This window comes from Nonomuraea sp. NPDC049486 (assembly GCF_040676925.1).
In the GTDB taxonomy this organism is placed as follows: Bacteria; Actinomycetota; Actinomycetes; order Streptosporangiales; family Streptosporangiaceae; genus Nonomuraea; species Nonomuraea ferruginea.
The window spans coordinates 712559-726767 of sequence record NZ_JBFAPV010000004.1; the positions used below are offsets into that span (position 1 = coordinate 712559).

The window sequence follows — 14209 nt, forward strand, 5'->3', positions numbered from 1 at the left end:
GGGCCCGGATGGCACTGAAAATCAAGATCCTCGGACCATGGGAGGTCACGGCGGATGACGAACCGGTCAAGGTGGCCGGTGAGCGGCGGGTCGGCTTGCTGGCCCGGCTGGCGCTGAGCGCCGGCCACGTGGTTCCCGCCGAACAGCTGCTGGCAGACGTCTGGGGGCAGAGCACGGCGGCGACGGCGGCCAAGCAACTGCACATCGTCGTGTCGAAGATCCGCGACCTGCTCTCCAGGCACCAGGAGAACGAGGTCATCACGACCGTCGCCGGCGGATACCGGCTGAACGTGGAGCGGGAGAACGTCGACGCCCATCTGTTCACGCTGCTGAGCGGCCGGGCGGGCGCCGCGCGGGCCCGGGGCGAGGCGGCGACTGCCGACAGGCTGTTCCAGCACGCTCTGACGCTCTGGCGGGGCGGCGCGCTGACCGGCATCACCGCTCCGTGGGCCCAGGTCGAGGCCGCACGCCTGGAAGAGGAGCGCCTCATGGCGCTGGAGGACCACGCCGACCTCCGCCTCGCCGCCGGTGACCACCGCGCGCTGGTGCCGATGCTCACCGCCCACACCCTGTCCCACCCGCTGCGGGAACGGGCCCGGGCCCAGCTCATGCTGGCGCTGTACCGGGCGTCCCGGGCGTCGGAGGCTCTCGCGGTCTACCGGGACACCCGGTCTGTCATGGTCGGCGACCTGGGCATCGAGCCGGGGCCGGGGCTGCGCCGGATGCAGGAGGCGGTGCTCCGCCGCGACCCGGCGCTGGACCTCGCCTCCCCGGCCATGCTCATGACGCTCACCGAGCGCGTCATCACCACCGCCCGGCGCTGACCGGTCAGCGGTCGGGGATTCCGTCCCCGGGCCGGGGCGTGACGGCTCCGGCGAGATCGTCCGGAACGGATCCGCGGTCAGCCGGGAAGGCGGTAGACCGACACGTGCGAACGCGACTCGGCGGTGAAGGCGGCGCCGGACCAGTCGGCATGCCTGCTCTCCAGCTCGAACCCGGCCAGCTGCGCCATGAGGTCGAGCTCGGCGGGCCAGATGTAGCGGTGCGGGCTGCGGAACAGCCGGGCCTGCCTGCCGTCGTCGAACTCGAAGTGGTGCGAGACGACGTGCTGCGCCGGCACGTCGTAGGTGTCGAGACCGATGTAGCCGGCCTCGCTGTGGAAGACCGTGGCCCGCTGCCCCGGCGGGAGCTTGCGCAGGTCGGGCACCCAGAGCTCGATGACGAACCGGCCGCCGGGCGCGAGGTGACGGGCGGCGTTGCGGAAGCACTCGACCTGCCCGGCCTGCGTGAGCAGGTTGGAGATGGTGTTGTAGACGAGGTAGACCAGCGTGTACGTGCCCGGGGCGACGGCCGTCGTCATGTCGCCGGCGATCACGGGGATGGTCTCCTCGTCCGCTTTCGTCCGCAGTTGGTCGATCATCGGAAGGGAGAGCTCGATGCCGGTGACGCTCACCCCCCGCTCGGCCAGCGGCACGGCGACGCGGCCGGTCCCGATGGCGAACTCGAGCGCCCGGCCGCCGCCCGCGAGCTCGGCCAGGCGTCCGACCGTCGGCTCCAGCACCTCGGGCGCGAACATGCCGGTGCCCGGCGTGTCGTAGCGCCGGGCGGTCTCGGCGTCCCAGATGTCCTCCTGTCGCATGCGGCCCACGATCTCCCGCTCGTCCGCGCGCTGTCCAACGATTTCTAGCGCACCCGCTCGGCCAGGAACTCCTCCCACGTGCGCTTGCCCAGCTCGGCCTCCAGCGACAGGTTGTCGCCCGCCCGGTAGGCGCGGCCCGCCTTGCCCGGCATCCGGACCCGCAGCATCGGCCGCCGCTTGCCCCTGGCTGCCAGGTAGCCGCGCACCAGCTCGCCCATCCCGTACACCTTCGGCCCGGCGAGATCCGGCACCAGGTCGGACGGCGGGCCGACGGTCAGGTCCGCGAGGCGGGCGGCGACGTCGCGGGCGTCCACCGGCTGGAACCTGAGCCCGCCGGGGACCGGGACCACGGGGAGCTTGGCCATCGGCGTCACCGCCTTGAGCACGAGGTCGTGGAACTGGGCGGCGCGCAGCATCGTCCAGGGGACACCCGAGTCCATCACGGCCCGCTCGGCGTCCCGCTGGTAGCGGAACCAGGCCAGCGGCACGCGGTCGGCACCGATCACCGAGATGTGCACCAGGTGCCGCACCTCCGCGCGCACGGCGGCCTGGACCAGGTTGCGGGTCAGCACGTCGTCGTTCTTGGGGCCGCCCGCCAGGTGCAGGACGGTGTCGGCGCCGTCCACGGCGGGCTGGAGGCCCTCGCCGGTGAGCAGGTCGGCGGTCACGTCGCCGCCGCGCCGGCCGAGGACGCGCACCTGGTGGCCGGCGGACCGCAGGAGCGGTACGACGAGGCGGCCGAGCGTACCGGTGCCGCCGGTGACCAGAATCAGGGATGTCATGGTTTGCTCCAGTAGTCCATCGGGTGGGGTCTGCAACGCCGACACCGCGCGGGGAAGGAATGTGACACGGTGAACGAGCGCGAGCTGATGACGGCGTGTTTCGAGGAGGAACGCGGCCGTCTGCGCGCGGTGGCCTACCGGATGCTGGGCTCGCTGAGCGAGGCGGACGACGCCGTCCAGGAGACCTGGCTGCGGGCGAGCCGCGCCGGCACCGGCGAGGTGGCGAACCTGGCGGCGTGGCTGACCACGGTGGTGGGCCGCGTGTGTCTCAACGTGCTGCGTTCGCGGCGGCGGCGCGACGAGGAGCCGCTCGGCGCGGGCATCCCCGATCCGGTCATCAGCCCGGAGTCGGGCGTGGACCCCGAGCACGAGGCGCTGCTGGCGGACTCGGTCGGGCTGGCGCTGCTGGTGGTGCTGGACACGCTGTCGCCGGCCGAGCGGCTGGCGTTCGTGCTGCACGACATGTTCGCGGTGCCGTTCGAGGAGATCGCGCCGCTGCTCGACCGGTCACCGGCGGCGGCCCGCCAGCTCGCCAGCCGCGCGCGGCGCCGGGTGCGCGGGCAGGCCCCGGTGCCGGACCCGGATCCGGCCCGCCAGCGCGACGTGGTGAACGCGTTCTTCGCCGCAGCCCGTGACGGCGACTTCGACGCGCTCGTCTCCGTACTCGACCCCGAGGTCGTGCTGCGTTCCGACGGCGGCGTGGCGCGGGCCCGTCACACGGTCGTCTTCCACGGCGCGAAAACGGTCGCGGAGCAGGCGGTCACGTTCGGGCGGCTCTCGCCGTTCGCCCGCCCGGCGCTCGTCAACGGTACGGCCGGCGTGGTCGTCGTGGCGAAGGACCGGCCGCTGTCCATCATGGCGTTCACCGTCACGGACGGCCGGATCGCGGCCATCGACGTGATCGCCGACCCCGAGCGCCTGGCGCGGCTGATCCCCGGCGTCTGACCCCAGGTCACGCGGGGGTTTCAGGTGCCCCCCGCCCATCGACAAGGAAATTAGGTGAGGCTAAGCTAACGCCTCATGAGACGTCCCCTCACTCTGACCGTGCTGCTCGCGAGCGCGTTGGTGCTCGGGCCGGCCGCCTGTGGTGGCGCGCCCGAGAGCGACTCCGCCTCCGGTGGAGACAAGAAGATCACCGTTTACAGCGGGCGCAGCGAGTCGCTGGTCAAGCCGCTTCTGGAACGTTTCAGCCAAGAGAGTGGCATCACCGTCGAGGCCAGGTACGGCAACACCGCCGCCATGGCCGGCCAGCTCCTGGAGGAGGGAGACCGCTCGCCCGCCGACGCGTTCTTCGCCCAGGACGCGGGTGCGCTGGGCGCGGTGGCCAAGCAGGGCATGTTCGCCCCGCTGCCCGACGACCTGACCGGCAAGGTGCCCGAGACGTACCGGGCCGGCAGCAAGGAGTGGGTCGGCGTCACCGCCCGCTCGCGGGTCCTGGTCTACAACCCCGACCTCGTACAAGAGGCGGACCTGCCCGCGTCGGTCTTCGACCTCACGAAGCCGGAGTGGAAGGGCAAGGTCGGCGTGGCCCCGACCAACGCCTCCTTCCAGGCGTTCGTGACCGCGATCCGGGTCCAGCACGGCGAGGAGAAGGCCAAGGAGTTCCTGACCGGGCTCCAGGCCAACGAACCGCAGATCCGCGAGGGCAACGGCCCGATCCTGGAGGAGGTCGACGGAGGCAAGATCGCCATCGGCCTCATCAACCACTACTACCTGGGCGAGCTGGCCAAGGAGCGCGGCACCACGCCGGACACGCTCAAGGCCAAGCTGCACTTCTTCCCCGGCGGCGACACCGGCGCGCTGGTGAACGTGGCCGGGGTGGGCGTGCTCAAGAAGGCCGCCGAGGACCCCGACGTGCGGGCGTTCGTCACGTACCTGCTCGGCGCGGACGCGCAGAAGTACTTCGCCGAGCAGACGTACGAGTACCCGGTCGTGGACGGCGTGGCCCCGCCCGCGTTCGTGCCGCCGCTCGACCAGCTGACCGCGCCCGACGTGGACCTCAACGACCTCGACGAGCTGGAGGCCACGATCGCGCTGATCAAGGAATCGGGGCTCGTCCCGTAGTGATGCGCACGCGCACGCGCCGGCCGCTGCTGCTCGCCCTCTCGGTGGTGACGGTGGCGGTCGCGCTCGTCCCGGTGGCCTACCTGACGGTCAGGACGGCCGAGGCCGGATGGGCGCGGATCGCGGAGGAGGTGCTCACCGCCAGGACGGCCCGGCTGGCCGTCCTGACCGTGGGCCTGGCGGCCGTCGTGACCGTGGCCTGCACCGTCCTGGGCGTGGCGTCGGCGTTCCTCGTCGTACGCACCGACCTGCCGGGCAGGCGGCTGTTCGCGGTGCTGGCGGCGCTGCCGCTGGCCGTGCCCACCTACATCGCCGCGTTCGCCTGGCGGTCGTCGGTGGACGGGTTCGAGGGCTTCTGGGCGGCCGCGCTGGTGCTGACCCTCTGCTCGTACCCGTACGTCTTCCTGCCCGTCGCGGCGGCGCTCGTCAACGCGGACCCGTCGCAGCAGGAGGTGTCGCGCTCGCTCGGCAGGAGCGCGTGGCGCACGTTCACCGGCGTGACGCTGCGGCAGATCAGGCCCGCCTACGCCGGCGGGGCGCTGCTGGTGGCGCTGTACGTGCTGTCGGACTTCGGCGCGGTGTCGATCGTGCGCGCCGACACCTTCACCCGGGCCGTGTTCGTCGCCTTCGACCTGGGCTTCGACCGCACCGGCGCGCTGGTGCTGTCCACCGTGCTGGTGGTGCTGACCATGCTGGTGCTCGCGGGGGAGACCGTCACCCGCCGCCGCGGCGCCCGGTACGCGCACCTCGGCGGCACCCGCAGGACCGCGGCCAGGCAGCGGCTCGGGCGGGCCCGCTGGCCCGCCGCCGCCGCGCTGGCCGTGCTGGCGGGGCTCGCGCTCGGCGTCACCGCGCTCAGCCTCGGCCTCCGGATGCTCCAGGGCGTCTCCCGTCCGGGCGCCTGGGCGGAGGTGGCCGCCGCCATGGGCAACTCGCTCTGGCTGTCACTGGCCGGGGCCGCGCTCACCATGGCGCTCGCGCTGCCGCTCGGCCTGCTGACGGCCAAGGCTCCTGGACCTGTCGCGACCCTGCTCGACCGGCTCGCCTACGTCAGCCACGCGCTGCCGGGCGTGGTGATCGGGCTGTCGCTGGTGTCGTTCGGGGTCACGCTCGCGTACCCGCTCTACCAGACGACCTGGCTGCTGGCGCTCGGCTACGCCGCCCTGTTCCTGCCGCTCGCCCTCGCCGCCGTCGCCGGGGCCGCCGCGCAGGCGCCGCCGGTGCTGGAGGACGTGGCCCGCTCGCTCGGGCGCGGGCCGGTGGCCGTGCTGCGCACGGTGACGCTGCCCCTCGTCCTGCCCGGCATCGGCGCGGGCGCCGCGCTGGTCTTCCTGACCTGCATGAAGGAGCTGCCCGCCACGCTGCTGCTGCGGCCGACGGGCGTCGACACCCTGGCCACCGAGCTGTGGACGCACACCACCGTGGCCGCGTACGCGGCGGCGGCCCCTTACGCGGCGCTGCTCGTGCTGCTGTCATCGGTGCCCGCGTGGCTGCTCACCGCGCGCACCGGCATACTCACCGCGGAAACCTCACGATGAGCCAGTTGGACCTGCGGGGACTCGTCAAGCGCTACGGCGCGGTGACCGCGCTCGGCGGTGCGGACCTCGCCGTGCCCGGCGGCACCCTCACCGCCGTGCTCGGCCCGTCCGGCTGCGGCAAGACCACGCTGCTGCGGTGCGTGGCGGGCTTCGAACGGCTCGACGCCGGCGAGATCTCCGTCGACGGCCGCGTGGTCGCCGGGCCGGGCACGCACACGCCGCCCGAGCGGCGGCACGTCGTCACGGTCCCGCAGGAGGGCGCGCTCTTCCCCCATCTGTCCGTACGGGACAACGTCGCGTACGGGCTGACCCGCGAGGAGCGCCGCTCAGGCCGGGCCGAGGAGGTGCTCGACCTGGTCGGCCTGGCCGGGTACGGCGACCGGATGCCCCACCACCTGTCCGGAGGCCAGCAGCAGCGGGTCGCCGTGGCCCGCGCCCTGGCGCCGCGGCCCTCGGTCATCCTGCTCGACGAGCCGTTCAGCGCGCTCGACGCCGGGCTCCGCGCCGACCTGCGCAGGGACGTGCGGGCCGCGCTGCGGGCCGACAAGGCGACCGGCATCCTGGTCACCCACGACCAGAACGAGGCGCTGTCCGTCGCCGACCAGGTGGCGGTGATGCGCGACGGCCGCGTCCTGCAGAGCGGTCCTCCCGTCGAGCTCTACCGCGAGCCGGCCGACCCGTGGGTGGCGGCCTTCGTGGGCGAGGCCGTGTTCCTCCCGGCGACCGGCCTCGACCTGCTGACGCCGCTCGGCCCGGTCGCCGCGGACCGGGTCCCCGGCGGTACGGGCGAGCTGACGGTCATGGTGCGGCCCGAGCAGATCGTGCTCACGGAAGGGCCCGGCGTGTCGGCCACCGTGACCGGCCACGACTTCCACGGCCACGACGCCACCGTCGCGCTCCTGCTGGCGGACGGCACCCGCGTCACCGCCCGCGTGCCCGGCCACGCCGTCCCGGTCGCCGCCGGCTCGGCGGTGTCGGTGCGGGTCGAGGGGGCGTGCCGGGTGTGGCGCGGGGGTCACTTGGACAGGTAGAGGGTCTTCCAGGTGCCGGCGTACAGGCAGTTGAGTGACGGCTTGGACCGCTTGCCCTCGGCGCAGACCTTGAGCTCGACCTGGTAGACGTCGCTGTCGGTGAACGAGAAGCTCTTCGCCGTCCGGTACGTGCAGTCGCGGACGCTGCGGTGCTTGTGCGGCAGCTGGTTCCCGTCCCGGTAGGTGATGCGGAACACGGCCCAGCCGCAGACCTTGGACGAGGCGGCGTAGTCGTAGACCTTGCCGGTGATCTTCACGGTGTCGGCGGTGGGAAGGTCCGCGTGGTCCTCGCCCTTGGCGGTCAGCGTGCCGACGGCCTTGGCCTTCTGGCCGGGAGCGTAACGCGGGCCCCACGGGGCGGCGGCTTCGGTGGTGGCGGTCGCGGCCTGGGCGGCGGGGGCGATCGCGAGAAGGGTGCCTGCGGCGAGGGCGAGAACGGCGACGGGGCGGGAGAGCGACATCGGTGCGGTCCTTTCTCAAGTTTTCCTGACCGCACTGTGCGCCGCCCCGCTTTCAACCCCCTTGCCGGGTGGAATCCGCCGCTTTCAACATTCTTGCCCCGTAGCGGCCATCTCTGTTGATCAGGTCCGGTAGCGTCCACCCATGCTGAAGACGATCGCGTTGGTGGTGGCCGGTGCGCTGATGGCGCCCGCGCAGGCGCCCGCCATCCCGAAGGACTTCCTGCTGTACGAGAAGCAGGCCCGGCAGGACGACGAGCACTGGATCCTCGGCCTGGACGGGGCGGAGGACGTGTGGAACATCCAGTGCAGCCCCGTGATGCTCTCCGGGTGGAAGGAGAGCCGCGAGGTCTCGTACGACACGAAGATCGGCGGCGGTGAGCGCACCGACCGCAGGCGCGGCGAGCAGCTGTTCGTGTTCGCCAGTGCCAAGGGCGCGGGGAAGATGATGGACCGGATGCGCGCCCTGCTCAGGCAGTGCGGCAAGACGGTCAAGGTGGGCAAGCCGCGCATCGGCGACGAGGCGCTGCAGGCGGCGCGGACGATCCGGCCCACGAAGAAGGCGCCGATCCCGCAGACGCAGAAGTTCGTCGCCGTGCGCGAGGGCTCCGCCGTGGCGATCTACTGGGACATGCACAACGACGCCAAGCCGCTGCGCACCCTGGCCAGGCACCGGGCGGACGCCGCGAAGATGGCCGCCAAGATGGCCCGCTACTGGTCGAGGTAGGCCCTGCTGTCGTGACGGAAGAGGTGGACGATCACCCCGATCGCCAGGCCGAGCCCCACGATGGCCGGAAGGCTCAGCCCGCCGCCCGCGGCCAGGTTGGCAAGGTAGCCCAGGACGTTCATCGCCATGATCGCGATGAGGCCGAAGCGGGCCCAGCGCCTGCGGGCGGTCAGCTTGACCGTCAGGAAGGCCGTGAGCGCGAGGAGGGCGGCGCTCCACCCCGTGATCAGGTAGATCTGCGAGGTGTCCACCCCGGCCGGGGCGGACCCCGCGAAGAAGAGGATGAGGCCGGCGACCAGGGCCATCACCACGATATAGATCCAGAGCAGGATCCGAGCGGTCCGAACCGGCCTGGGCATGGGGGTGGCTTCGTCCATGGCATGACCGTAGCCGCCCCGACCTCCCTCATCCGAGGCTTTGCGAACGCTTCCTACTTCACGAACCTCGCCGCGATCCGCTTGCCCGCGCGCTGGGCGGGCGCCTCCACCAGCCGGTACGTCAGCGCCGCGCAGCCGAGCAGCGCCCCCAGCACCACCACGCCCAGCCCGGCCCGGTACGGCCACGCGACGGCGGCCGGATCCGCCAGCAGCCCGTCCACGATCTCCAGCAGGATCGGGTGCAGCAGGTAGACCGAGTAGCTCACCATGCCCAGCCACGCCCACCACGCCGGCACCCGCCGCCGGGCCAGCAGCATCCCGGCCGCGAACGTGGCCCACGCCGCCGGCACCGCACTCACCCACGGCCACGGGACGCCGTCGCCGTGCCAGAGCGCCGCCGCCACGGCCGCGACCGGCACGCTCCCCGCCAGCGCTGCCGCCCGCCACGGCGCGACCTGCCCGTCCCGCACCCGGTACAGGGCCGTGCCGGCGAACATGGTGGCGAGAATCGTCAGGCTCTGCCAGGCCGGGATCCGCCCGTTCACCAGGATCAGCCCGAGCACCACCACCCCGAGCACCAGCGCCCCGGCCCGCCGCGCACCAGGACGCCCGCTCAGCACCCCCGCCAGCCCGCACCCCACCAGCGCGATCACGGCGAGCACGGTGCCGAGCGTCGCCCCGGCCCCGCGCGACAGCAGCACCGACGGCAGCACCCCGCCCAGCAGCACGGCCGCGGCCCCGAACCCGAACGCGACCTCCGCGCTGCGCCGGTGCACCCCGGCCACGTACAGGGCGGTGACCAGGAGGTAGAAGGCCATCTCGTACGAGAGCGTCCAGAGCACGTTGAGCACGTTCGGCACGTTGAGCAGGTCCTGCAGCATGGTCAGATGCCCGAGCACCGCCGACGCCGGCCGGTCGGTGAGCCAGACGTGCATCGGGTCGACGCCGGAGACGGCCAGCAGCAGGGCCGCCGCCACGGCCACCGCCCACAGCGGGTAGAGCCGGAAGAACCGGCCGGCCCAGAACCCGGCCACGCTGCCCCGCCGCTCCAGCGAGGCGGGGATCACGTAACCGCTCACCAGGAAGAACACCATGACGCCATAGATCCCTGCGTCGAACCAGGGCCCGGTGACGGCGCGCAGCTCCGGGTAGAGCGGGTTGAGCGCGTGCTCGTACACCACCACGAGCGCGGCGACGGCGCGCAGCGCGTCCAGCCAGCCCAGGCGGCTCTCGCGAGGAGGAACGGGCGCGAGGGTCTCCCGGGTCCCGGTGGAATTGGCCATCGAGGCCCGAGGCTACCGCGTGGTACGCCCCTTTTGGCCGGAACCGTAGAAGATCGAGCGAAGGGCGGGAGTTGTCCCGCCCATACCGATCACCCGTTCAGGGTCACATGTTGATCATGTGGCCGGCCAGGCCGTGGATCGCCTCCTTGACCGCCTCGCCCAGCGTCGGGTGGGCGTGCACGTTGCGGGCCACCTCGTGCACCGTCAGGTCCCACTGCTGGGCCAGCGTCAGCTCGGGCAGCAGCTCGGTGACCTCGGGGCCGATCAGGTGGGCGCCGAGCAGCTCGCCGTGCTCGTTGTCACTGACGATCTTCACGAAGCCGTTCGCGTCGCCCAGGCCGTGCGCCTTGCCGTTGGCGGTGAACGGGAACTTGACCACCTTGACGTCGTGGCCCAGGTCGCGGGCCTGCGCCTCGGTGTAGCCGAAGCTGGCCACCTGCGGCTGGCAGTAGGTGGCGCGCGGGATCATCACGTAGTCGAGCTCCATGGTCTCGGCGCCCGCGATGGTCTCGGCGGCGATCATGCCCATCGACTCGGCCGCGTGCGCCAGCATGAGCTTGGCGGTGACGTCGCCGATCGCGTAGATGTGCGGCACGTTGGTGCGCAGGCGGCCGTCGACCGCGATCGCGCCCCTGTCGGTCAGCTCGACGCCGGTCTTCTCCAGGCCGTAGCCGTCGACGCGCGGCTGGAAGCCGATCGCCTGGAGCACCTTGTCGGCCTCCAGCACCTGCTGCTGCCCGTCGCGCGACACGGTCACCTTGACCGAGGAGCCGGTGTCCTCGATGTTCTCCACCTTGGTGGAGGTGTGCAGCTCGATGCCGAGCCGCTTGTAGCGCTTGGTCAGCTCGGCCGAGACCTCCTCGTCCTCCAGCGGCACGATCCGGTCGAGGAACTCCACGATCGTGACCTTGACGCCGTAGTTGTGGAGCACGTAGGCGAACTCCACGCCGATGGCGCCCGCGCCCGCGATGATGACGCTGCCGGGCAGGTCCTCCGAGAGGATCTGCTCCTCGTACGTCACCACCCGGTCCGACAGCGACGTGCCGGGGATCAGCCTGGTGGTCGCGCCGGCGGCGATGATGCAGTTGTCGAAGGTGATCGTCTCGTCGTTCACCTGGATGGTGTTGGCGTCGAGGAACGTGCCGCGCCCGTCGTACTCCGTGATGGAGTTCTTCTTCATCAGGTAGTGGATGCCCTTGACCCGGCCGTCCGCGACCTTGCGGCTGCGCGTGAAGGCGGCGCCGTAGTCGAACGTGACGTCACCCTGGATGCCGAAGGTCTTGGCCTCCTTGGTGAAGATGTGGGCCAGCTCGGCGTTGCGCAGCAGCGCCTTGGACGGGATGCAGCCCACGTTCAGGCAGACGCCACCCCAGTACTTCTCCTCGATGACCGCCGTGCGCAGCCCGAGCTGGGAGGCGCGTACGGCGGCCGTGTATCCTCCCGGACCCGCGCCCAGGACCACGACGTCGTAGTGAGTGCTCATGGTTCGGACCATACCGCTCGCCGGAGGGCTCACCTGACCGTCACCCCCGCGGCTGGACGTCCACCTGGTAGGGCAGTGTCAGCTCGTCGGCGACCTTGCCCCGAATACCCCAGTTGACCTGCGGCATCTCGATGATTGTGATTTCCACGTCTTCTGGCTCGTACGGGAGCCGCTCGTAGATCGTCCGGATGAGCGCGCGCTTGGCGTCGTCGCTGCGGCCGGTGAAGCAGACGATCTCGATGATCAGGTACGAGCCGGAACGCCGCGGACAGATGAGGTCGTCGGCGTCCAGCAGCAGGAACCGGTGGAACCGCTTGCCCTCGGGCAGCCCCCACGCCTCGACCAGGCATCCCTGGAGCAGGTCGGAGACCTCCCGCTGCCGCCCCGCCCACACCTCACGCCGCCCGTAGACCTTCACCTGAGCCATGTCGGTCACTATAGAACCGTGATCCGCATACTGCTGGCCGACGACGAGGCCATGATGCGCGCCGGGGTGCGGGCCATCCTGGCGTCCGACCCGAAGCTCGACGTGGTGGCCGAGGCCGGCGACGGACGCGAGGCGGTCGACCTGGCGATCAGCCACCACCCGGACGTCGCGCTGCTCGACATCCGCATGCCGGTGCTCGACGGGCTGGCCGCGGCGGCCGAGATGCGCAGGGCGGCGCCGGGCACGGCGGTGGTGATGCTGACCACGTTCGGCGAGGACGACTACATCGCCAAGGCGCTGGAAGTGGGCGCGAGCGGCTTCCTGCTCAAGTCGGGCGACCCGCGCGAGCTGATCGCGGGCGTGCACGCGGTGGCCGGCGGCGCGGCCTACCTCTCACCGAAGGTCGCCCACCGGGTGATCGCCCAGCTCGCCGGCGGCCGGATGGCGCGCGGCGCGCACGCCCGCGACCGGCTGGAGTCGCTGACCGAGCGCGAGCGCGAGGTGCTGGCCCTGGTCGGCGCCGGGCTGTCGAACGCGGAGATCGCCGGCCGCCTGCACATCGTCGAGGGCACGGTGAAGGCGTACGTGAGCGCGATACTCACCCGGCTGGGCGTCCGCAACCGGGTCCAGGCGGCGATCATCGCCTACGAGGCGGGATTGGTAGCCTGACACGTGATGTATCGCCTCGTGTTCACGCAGGTCTTGCGGCGGTTCGACGCCGAGGCCGTGCACCACCGGACCGTCAGGGGGCTGGCGTTGGTCGCCAGACTGCCCCTGCTCAAGCGCCTGCTCCACAGGGCGCTCGCCCCGCACGACCCGGCGCTGCGGATCACCGCGTTCGGCGTGCACTTCCCCGGCCCGCTCGGGCTGGCCGCCGGCTTCGACAAGGACGCCGCCTGCGCGGAGGCCGTGGCCGCGCTCGGCTTCTCGCACGTCGAGGTCGGCACGATCACCGCGCACGCGCAGCCGGGCAACCCGCGCCCGCGGCTGTTCAGGCTCGTACGCGAGCGCGCGGTGGTCAACAGGATGGGCTTCAACAACGCCGGAGCCCCGGCCGCCGCCCGCCGCCTGCGCCGCACCCGTGGGGTGCCCGCCGTGGTCGGCGTCAACATCGGCAAGACCAAGGTCGTGCCCGAGTCCGAGGCGGCCGCCGACTACGTCACCAGCGCCAAGGAGCTGGCGCCGCCGGCCGACTACCTGGTGGTCAACGTCAGCTCGCCCAACACGCCCGGCCTGCGCGACCTCCAGGCGGTGTCGCTGCTGCGGCCCCTGCTGACCGCGGTCAAGGAGGTCTGCGACAGCACGCCGCGGCGCACCCCGCTGCTCGTCAAGATCGCGCCCGACCTGGCCGACGACGACGTCGACGCCGTCGCGGACCTGGCGCTGGAGCTGGGGCTCGACGGCATCATCGCGACCAACACCACGATCGCGCACGACGGCCCCACCGGCGGGCTGTCCGGACGCCCCCTCAAGGCCCGCTCGCTGGAGGTGCTGCGGCGGCTGCGCGCCCGCGTCGGCGACCGGCTCACCCTGGTGTCCGTGGGCGGCGTCGAGGACGTCGACGACGTCTGGGAGCGCCTCCTGGCCGGCGCCACCCTGGTCCAGGGCTACACCGGCTGGATCTACGGCGGCCCGCTGTGGGCGTCCCGCATCCACCGTCAGCTCTCCCGCCGCGTCCGCCGCCACCGCCTGACGTCCATCACCGCCATAATCGGCCGCACGGCCCCTGCGGATTCCCGCCGTACGGACCCCGGATCCGGAGAGATCGGCCGCACGGTCCCCGACTCCGCGGAGGCCGGTCGTACGGTCTCCGACGACTCGCGGTGACCGGTCCGGTGGAGCTCGGCGGCGGGGTCGTGCTGCGCCCGCTGGCGCTCGACGACGCCGAGCCGCTCGCGGACGCGTACCGTCGCAACCGCGACCACCTGCGCCGCTGGGAGCCGAGGCGGACGGAGGAGTTCTTCACCACGGCGGGCCAGGCCGCACGGGTGGCGGAGATGCTCAAGATCCGCGACGAGCACCGGATGTTCCCGTGGGTGCTCGCCGACGGCCCGCTGATCGTCGGCATCCTCAACGTGAACGACATCGTGCTCGGCGCCTTCCGCAACGGCCACCTGGGCTACTGGGTCGACGCCGCCCGCAACGGCCGCGGCCTGGCCACCGGCGCGGTGCGGGAGGCCTGCCGCGTCGCGGCAGAGTCGCTGGGGCTGCACCGCCTCCAGGCCGGCACCCTCCTCGACAACCACGGCTCCCAGCGCGTGCTGCGCAAGTGCGGCTTCACCGAGATCGGCGTGGCCGAGAAGTACCTGCACATCGACGGCGAGTGGCGCGACCACCTGCTCTTCGAGAAGATCCTGCATGACGGCCCGCCCGGGTAGGACTGTCGGCACGGGCGGCTAA

At 72.2% G+C, this 14209-nt stretch carries 16 protein-coding genes; 9 read left to right on the top strand and 7 right to left on the bottom strand.

The features are described 5' to 3' along the window. Positions 1-8 precede the first annotated feature (8 nt). Positions 9-824 (top strand): AfsR/SARP family transcriptional regulator, encoded by an 816-nt coding sequence (locus AB0K05_RS15850; protein ID WP_271275669.1) that lies wholly within the window; start codon positions 9-11, stop codon positions 822-824. Positions 825-901: 77 nt separating this feature from the next. Here AB0K05_RS15850 and AB0K05_RS15855 read toward each other — a convergent pair whose 3' ends face one another. Continuing rightward, the gene (locus tag AB0K05_RS15855; RefSeq protein WP_364229716.1) at positions 902-1639 is read right to left on the bottom strand and encodes a class I SAM-dependent methyltransferase; all 738 of its coding nucleotides are present in this window, start codon (positions 1637-1639) and stop codon (positions 902-904) included. 44 nt (positions 1640-1683) lie between these two features. Further along, the gene (locus tag AB0K05_RS15860) at positions 1684-2421 is read right to left on the bottom strand and encodes an NAD(P)H-binding protein (protein ID WP_364229718.1); all 738 of its coding nucleotides are present in this window, start codon (positions 2419-2421) and stop codon (positions 1684-1686) included. Between the two features lie 69 nt (positions 2422-2490). Between AB0K05_RS15860 and sigJ the strand changes: the two genes are divergently transcribed. The 4 genes from sigJ to AB0K05_RS15880 all read left to right on the top strand — a co-directional run bounded on the left by sigJ (position 2491) and on the right by AB0K05_RS15880 (position 7054). After that, complete coding sequence (sigJ, locus tag AB0K05_RS15865) at positions 2491-3366, top strand: RNA polymerase sigma factor SigJ (RefSeq protein ID WP_364229720.1); 876 nt, start codon at positions 2491-2493, stop codon at positions 3364-3366. Between the two features lie 75 nt (positions 3367-3441). Then, complete coding sequence (locus AB0K05_RS15870; RefSeq protein ID WP_364229722.1) at positions 3442-4485, top strand: iron ABC transporter substrate-binding protein; 1044 nt, start codon at positions 3442-3444, stop codon at positions 4483-4485. A 2-nt stretch (positions 4486-4487) separates the two neighbouring features. Beyond that, a complete protein-coding gene (locus AB0K05_RS15875) occupies positions 4488-6023 on the top strand; it encodes an iron ABC transporter permease (RefSeq protein ID WP_364229724.1) in 1536 nt (511 codons plus the stop codon). Beyond that, a complete protein-coding gene (locus AB0K05_RS15880; RefSeq protein WP_364229726.1) occupies positions 6020-7054 on the top strand; it encodes an ABC transporter ATP-binding protein in 1035 nt (344 codons plus the stop codon). The genes AB0K05_RS15875 and AB0K05_RS15880 overlap by 4 nt, the downstream gene beginning before the upstream one ends. On the opposite strand, the gene AB0K05_RS15885 is transcribed toward AB0K05_RS15880, so the two are convergent. Further along, complete coding sequence (locus AB0K05_RS15885) at positions 7039-7515, bottom strand: hypothetical protein (protein WP_219546713.1); 477 nt, start codon at positions 7513-7515, stop codon at positions 7039-7041. The genes AB0K05_RS15880 and AB0K05_RS15885 overlap by 16 nt on opposite strands. Positions 7516-7657: 142 nt before the next feature. Between AB0K05_RS15885 and AB0K05_RS15890 the strand changes: the two genes are divergently transcribed. Continuing rightward, positions 7658-8239, top strand: a complete 582-nt coding sequence (locus tag AB0K05_RS15890) for a hypothetical protein (protein WP_148035201.1) — start codon at positions 7658-7660, stop codon at positions 8237-8239. Here the strand turns inward: AB0K05_RS15890 and AB0K05_RS15895 are convergent. From AB0K05_RS15895 to AB0K05_RS15910, 4 genes are all read right to left on the bottom strand, one after another. Next, complete coding sequence (locus tag AB0K05_RS15895) at positions 8224-8616, bottom strand: hypothetical protein (protein WP_364229728.1); 393 nt, start codon at positions 8614-8616, stop codon at positions 8224-8226. The genes AB0K05_RS15890 and AB0K05_RS15895 overlap by 16 nt on opposite strands. A 53-nt stretch (positions 8617-8669) precedes the next feature. Continuing rightward, positions 8670-9899 carry an acyltransferase gene (locus tag AB0K05_RS15900; RefSeq protein WP_364229730.1) on the bottom strand — a complete coding sequence of 410 codons (1230 nt, stop codon included), beginning with the start codon at positions 9897-9899 and terminating at the stop codon, positions 8670-8672. Positions 9900-10002: 103 nt separating this feature from the next. Continuing rightward, positions 10003-11382, bottom strand: a complete 1380-nt coding sequence (gene lpdA, locus AB0K05_RS15905) for a dihydrolipoyl dehydrogenase (protein ID WP_271275680.1) — start codon at positions 11380-11382, stop codon at positions 10003-10005. A gap of 40 nt (positions 11383-11422) precedes the next feature. Continuing rightward, positions 11423-11809, bottom strand: coding sequence for a tautomerase family protein (locus tag AB0K05_RS15910; protein WP_364229732.1), 387 nt, complete (start codon positions 11807-11809; stop codon positions 11423-11425). A gap of 18 nt (positions 11810-11827) precedes the next feature. On the opposite strand from AB0K05_RS15910, the gene AB0K05_RS15915 reads away from it, so the two are divergent. From AB0K05_RS15915 to AB0K05_RS15925, 3 genes are read left to right on the top strand one after another with little or no spacing between them, the layout of a single operon-like run. Continuing rightward, entirely contained in the window at positions 11828-12478 is a 651-nt protein-coding gene (locus AB0K05_RS15915; protein ID WP_148035195.1) for a response regulator transcription factor, read from the top strand. A gap of 6 nt (positions 12479-12484) precedes the next feature. Further along, complete coding sequence (locus AB0K05_RS15920; RefSeq protein ID WP_271275682.1) at positions 12485-13636, top strand: quinone-dependent dihydroorotate dehydrogenase; 1152 nt, start codon at positions 12485-12487, stop codon at positions 13634-13636. Continuing rightward, a complete protein-coding gene (locus AB0K05_RS15925; protein WP_364229735.1) occupies positions 13633-14187 on the top strand; it encodes a GNAT family protein in 555 nt (184 codons plus the stop codon). The genes AB0K05_RS15920 and AB0K05_RS15925 overlap by 4 nt, the downstream gene beginning before the upstream one ends. Positions 14188-14209 lie beyond the last annotated feature (22 nt).

What these genes read in the sequence shown, in the direction of transcription:
- AB0K05_RS15850 (WP_271275669.1), top strand. Translation starts at nt 9, where the DNA reads ATGGCACTGAAAATCAAGATCCTCGGACCATGGGAGGTCACGGCGGAT.
- AB0K05_RS15855 (WP_364229716.1), bottom strand. Translation starts at nt 1,639, where the DNA reads ATGCGACAGGAGGACATCTGGGACGCCGAGACCGCCCGGCGCTACGAC.
- AB0K05_RS15860 (WP_364229718.1), bottom strand. Translation starts at nt 2,421, where the DNA reads ATGACATCCCTGATTCTGGTCACCGGCGGCACCGGTACGCTCGGCCGC.
- AB0K05_RS15870 (WP_364229722.1), top strand. Translation starts at nt 3,442, where the DNA reads ATGAGACGTCCCCTCACTCTGACCGTGCTGCTCGCGAGCGCGTTGGTG.
- AB0K05_RS15875 (WP_364229724.1), top strand. Translation starts at nt 4,488, where the DNA reads ATGCGCACGCGCACGCGCCGGCCGCTGCTGCTCGCCCTCTCGGTGGTG.
- AB0K05_RS15880 (WP_364229726.1), top strand. Translation starts at nt 6,020, where the DNA reads ATGAGCCAGTTGGACCTGCGGGGACTCGTCAAGCGCTACGGCGCGGTG.
- AB0K05_RS15885 (WP_219546713.1), bottom strand. Translation starts at nt 7,515, where the DNA reads ATGTCGCTCTCCCGCCCCGTCGCCGTTCTCGCCCTCGCCGCAGGCACC.
- AB0K05_RS15890 (WP_148035201.1), top strand. Translation starts at nt 7,658, where the DNA reads ATGCTGAAGACGATCGCGTTGGTGGTGGCCGGTGCGCTGATGGCGCCC.
- AB0K05_RS15895 (WP_364229728.1), bottom strand. Translation starts at nt 8,616, where the DNA reads ATGGACGAAGCCACCCCCATGCCCAGGCCGGTTCGGACCGCTCGGATC.
- AB0K05_RS15900 (WP_364229730.1), bottom strand. Translation starts at nt 9,899, where the DNA reads ATGGCCAATTCCACCGGGACCCGGGAGACCCTCGCGCCCGTTCCTCCT.
- lpdA (WP_271275680.1), bottom strand. Translation starts at nt 11,382, where the DNA reads ATGAGCACTCACTACGACGTCGTGGTCCTGGGCGCGGGTCCGGGAGGA.
- AB0K05_RS15910 (WP_364229732.1), bottom strand. Translation starts at nt 11,809, where the DNA reads ATGGCTCAGGTGAAGGTCTACGGGCGGCGTGAGGTGTGGGCGGGGCGG.
- AB0K05_RS15920 (WP_271275682.1), top strand. Translation starts at nt 12,485, where the DNA reads ATGTATCGCCTCGTGTTCACGCAGGTCTTGCGGCGGTTCGACGCCGAG.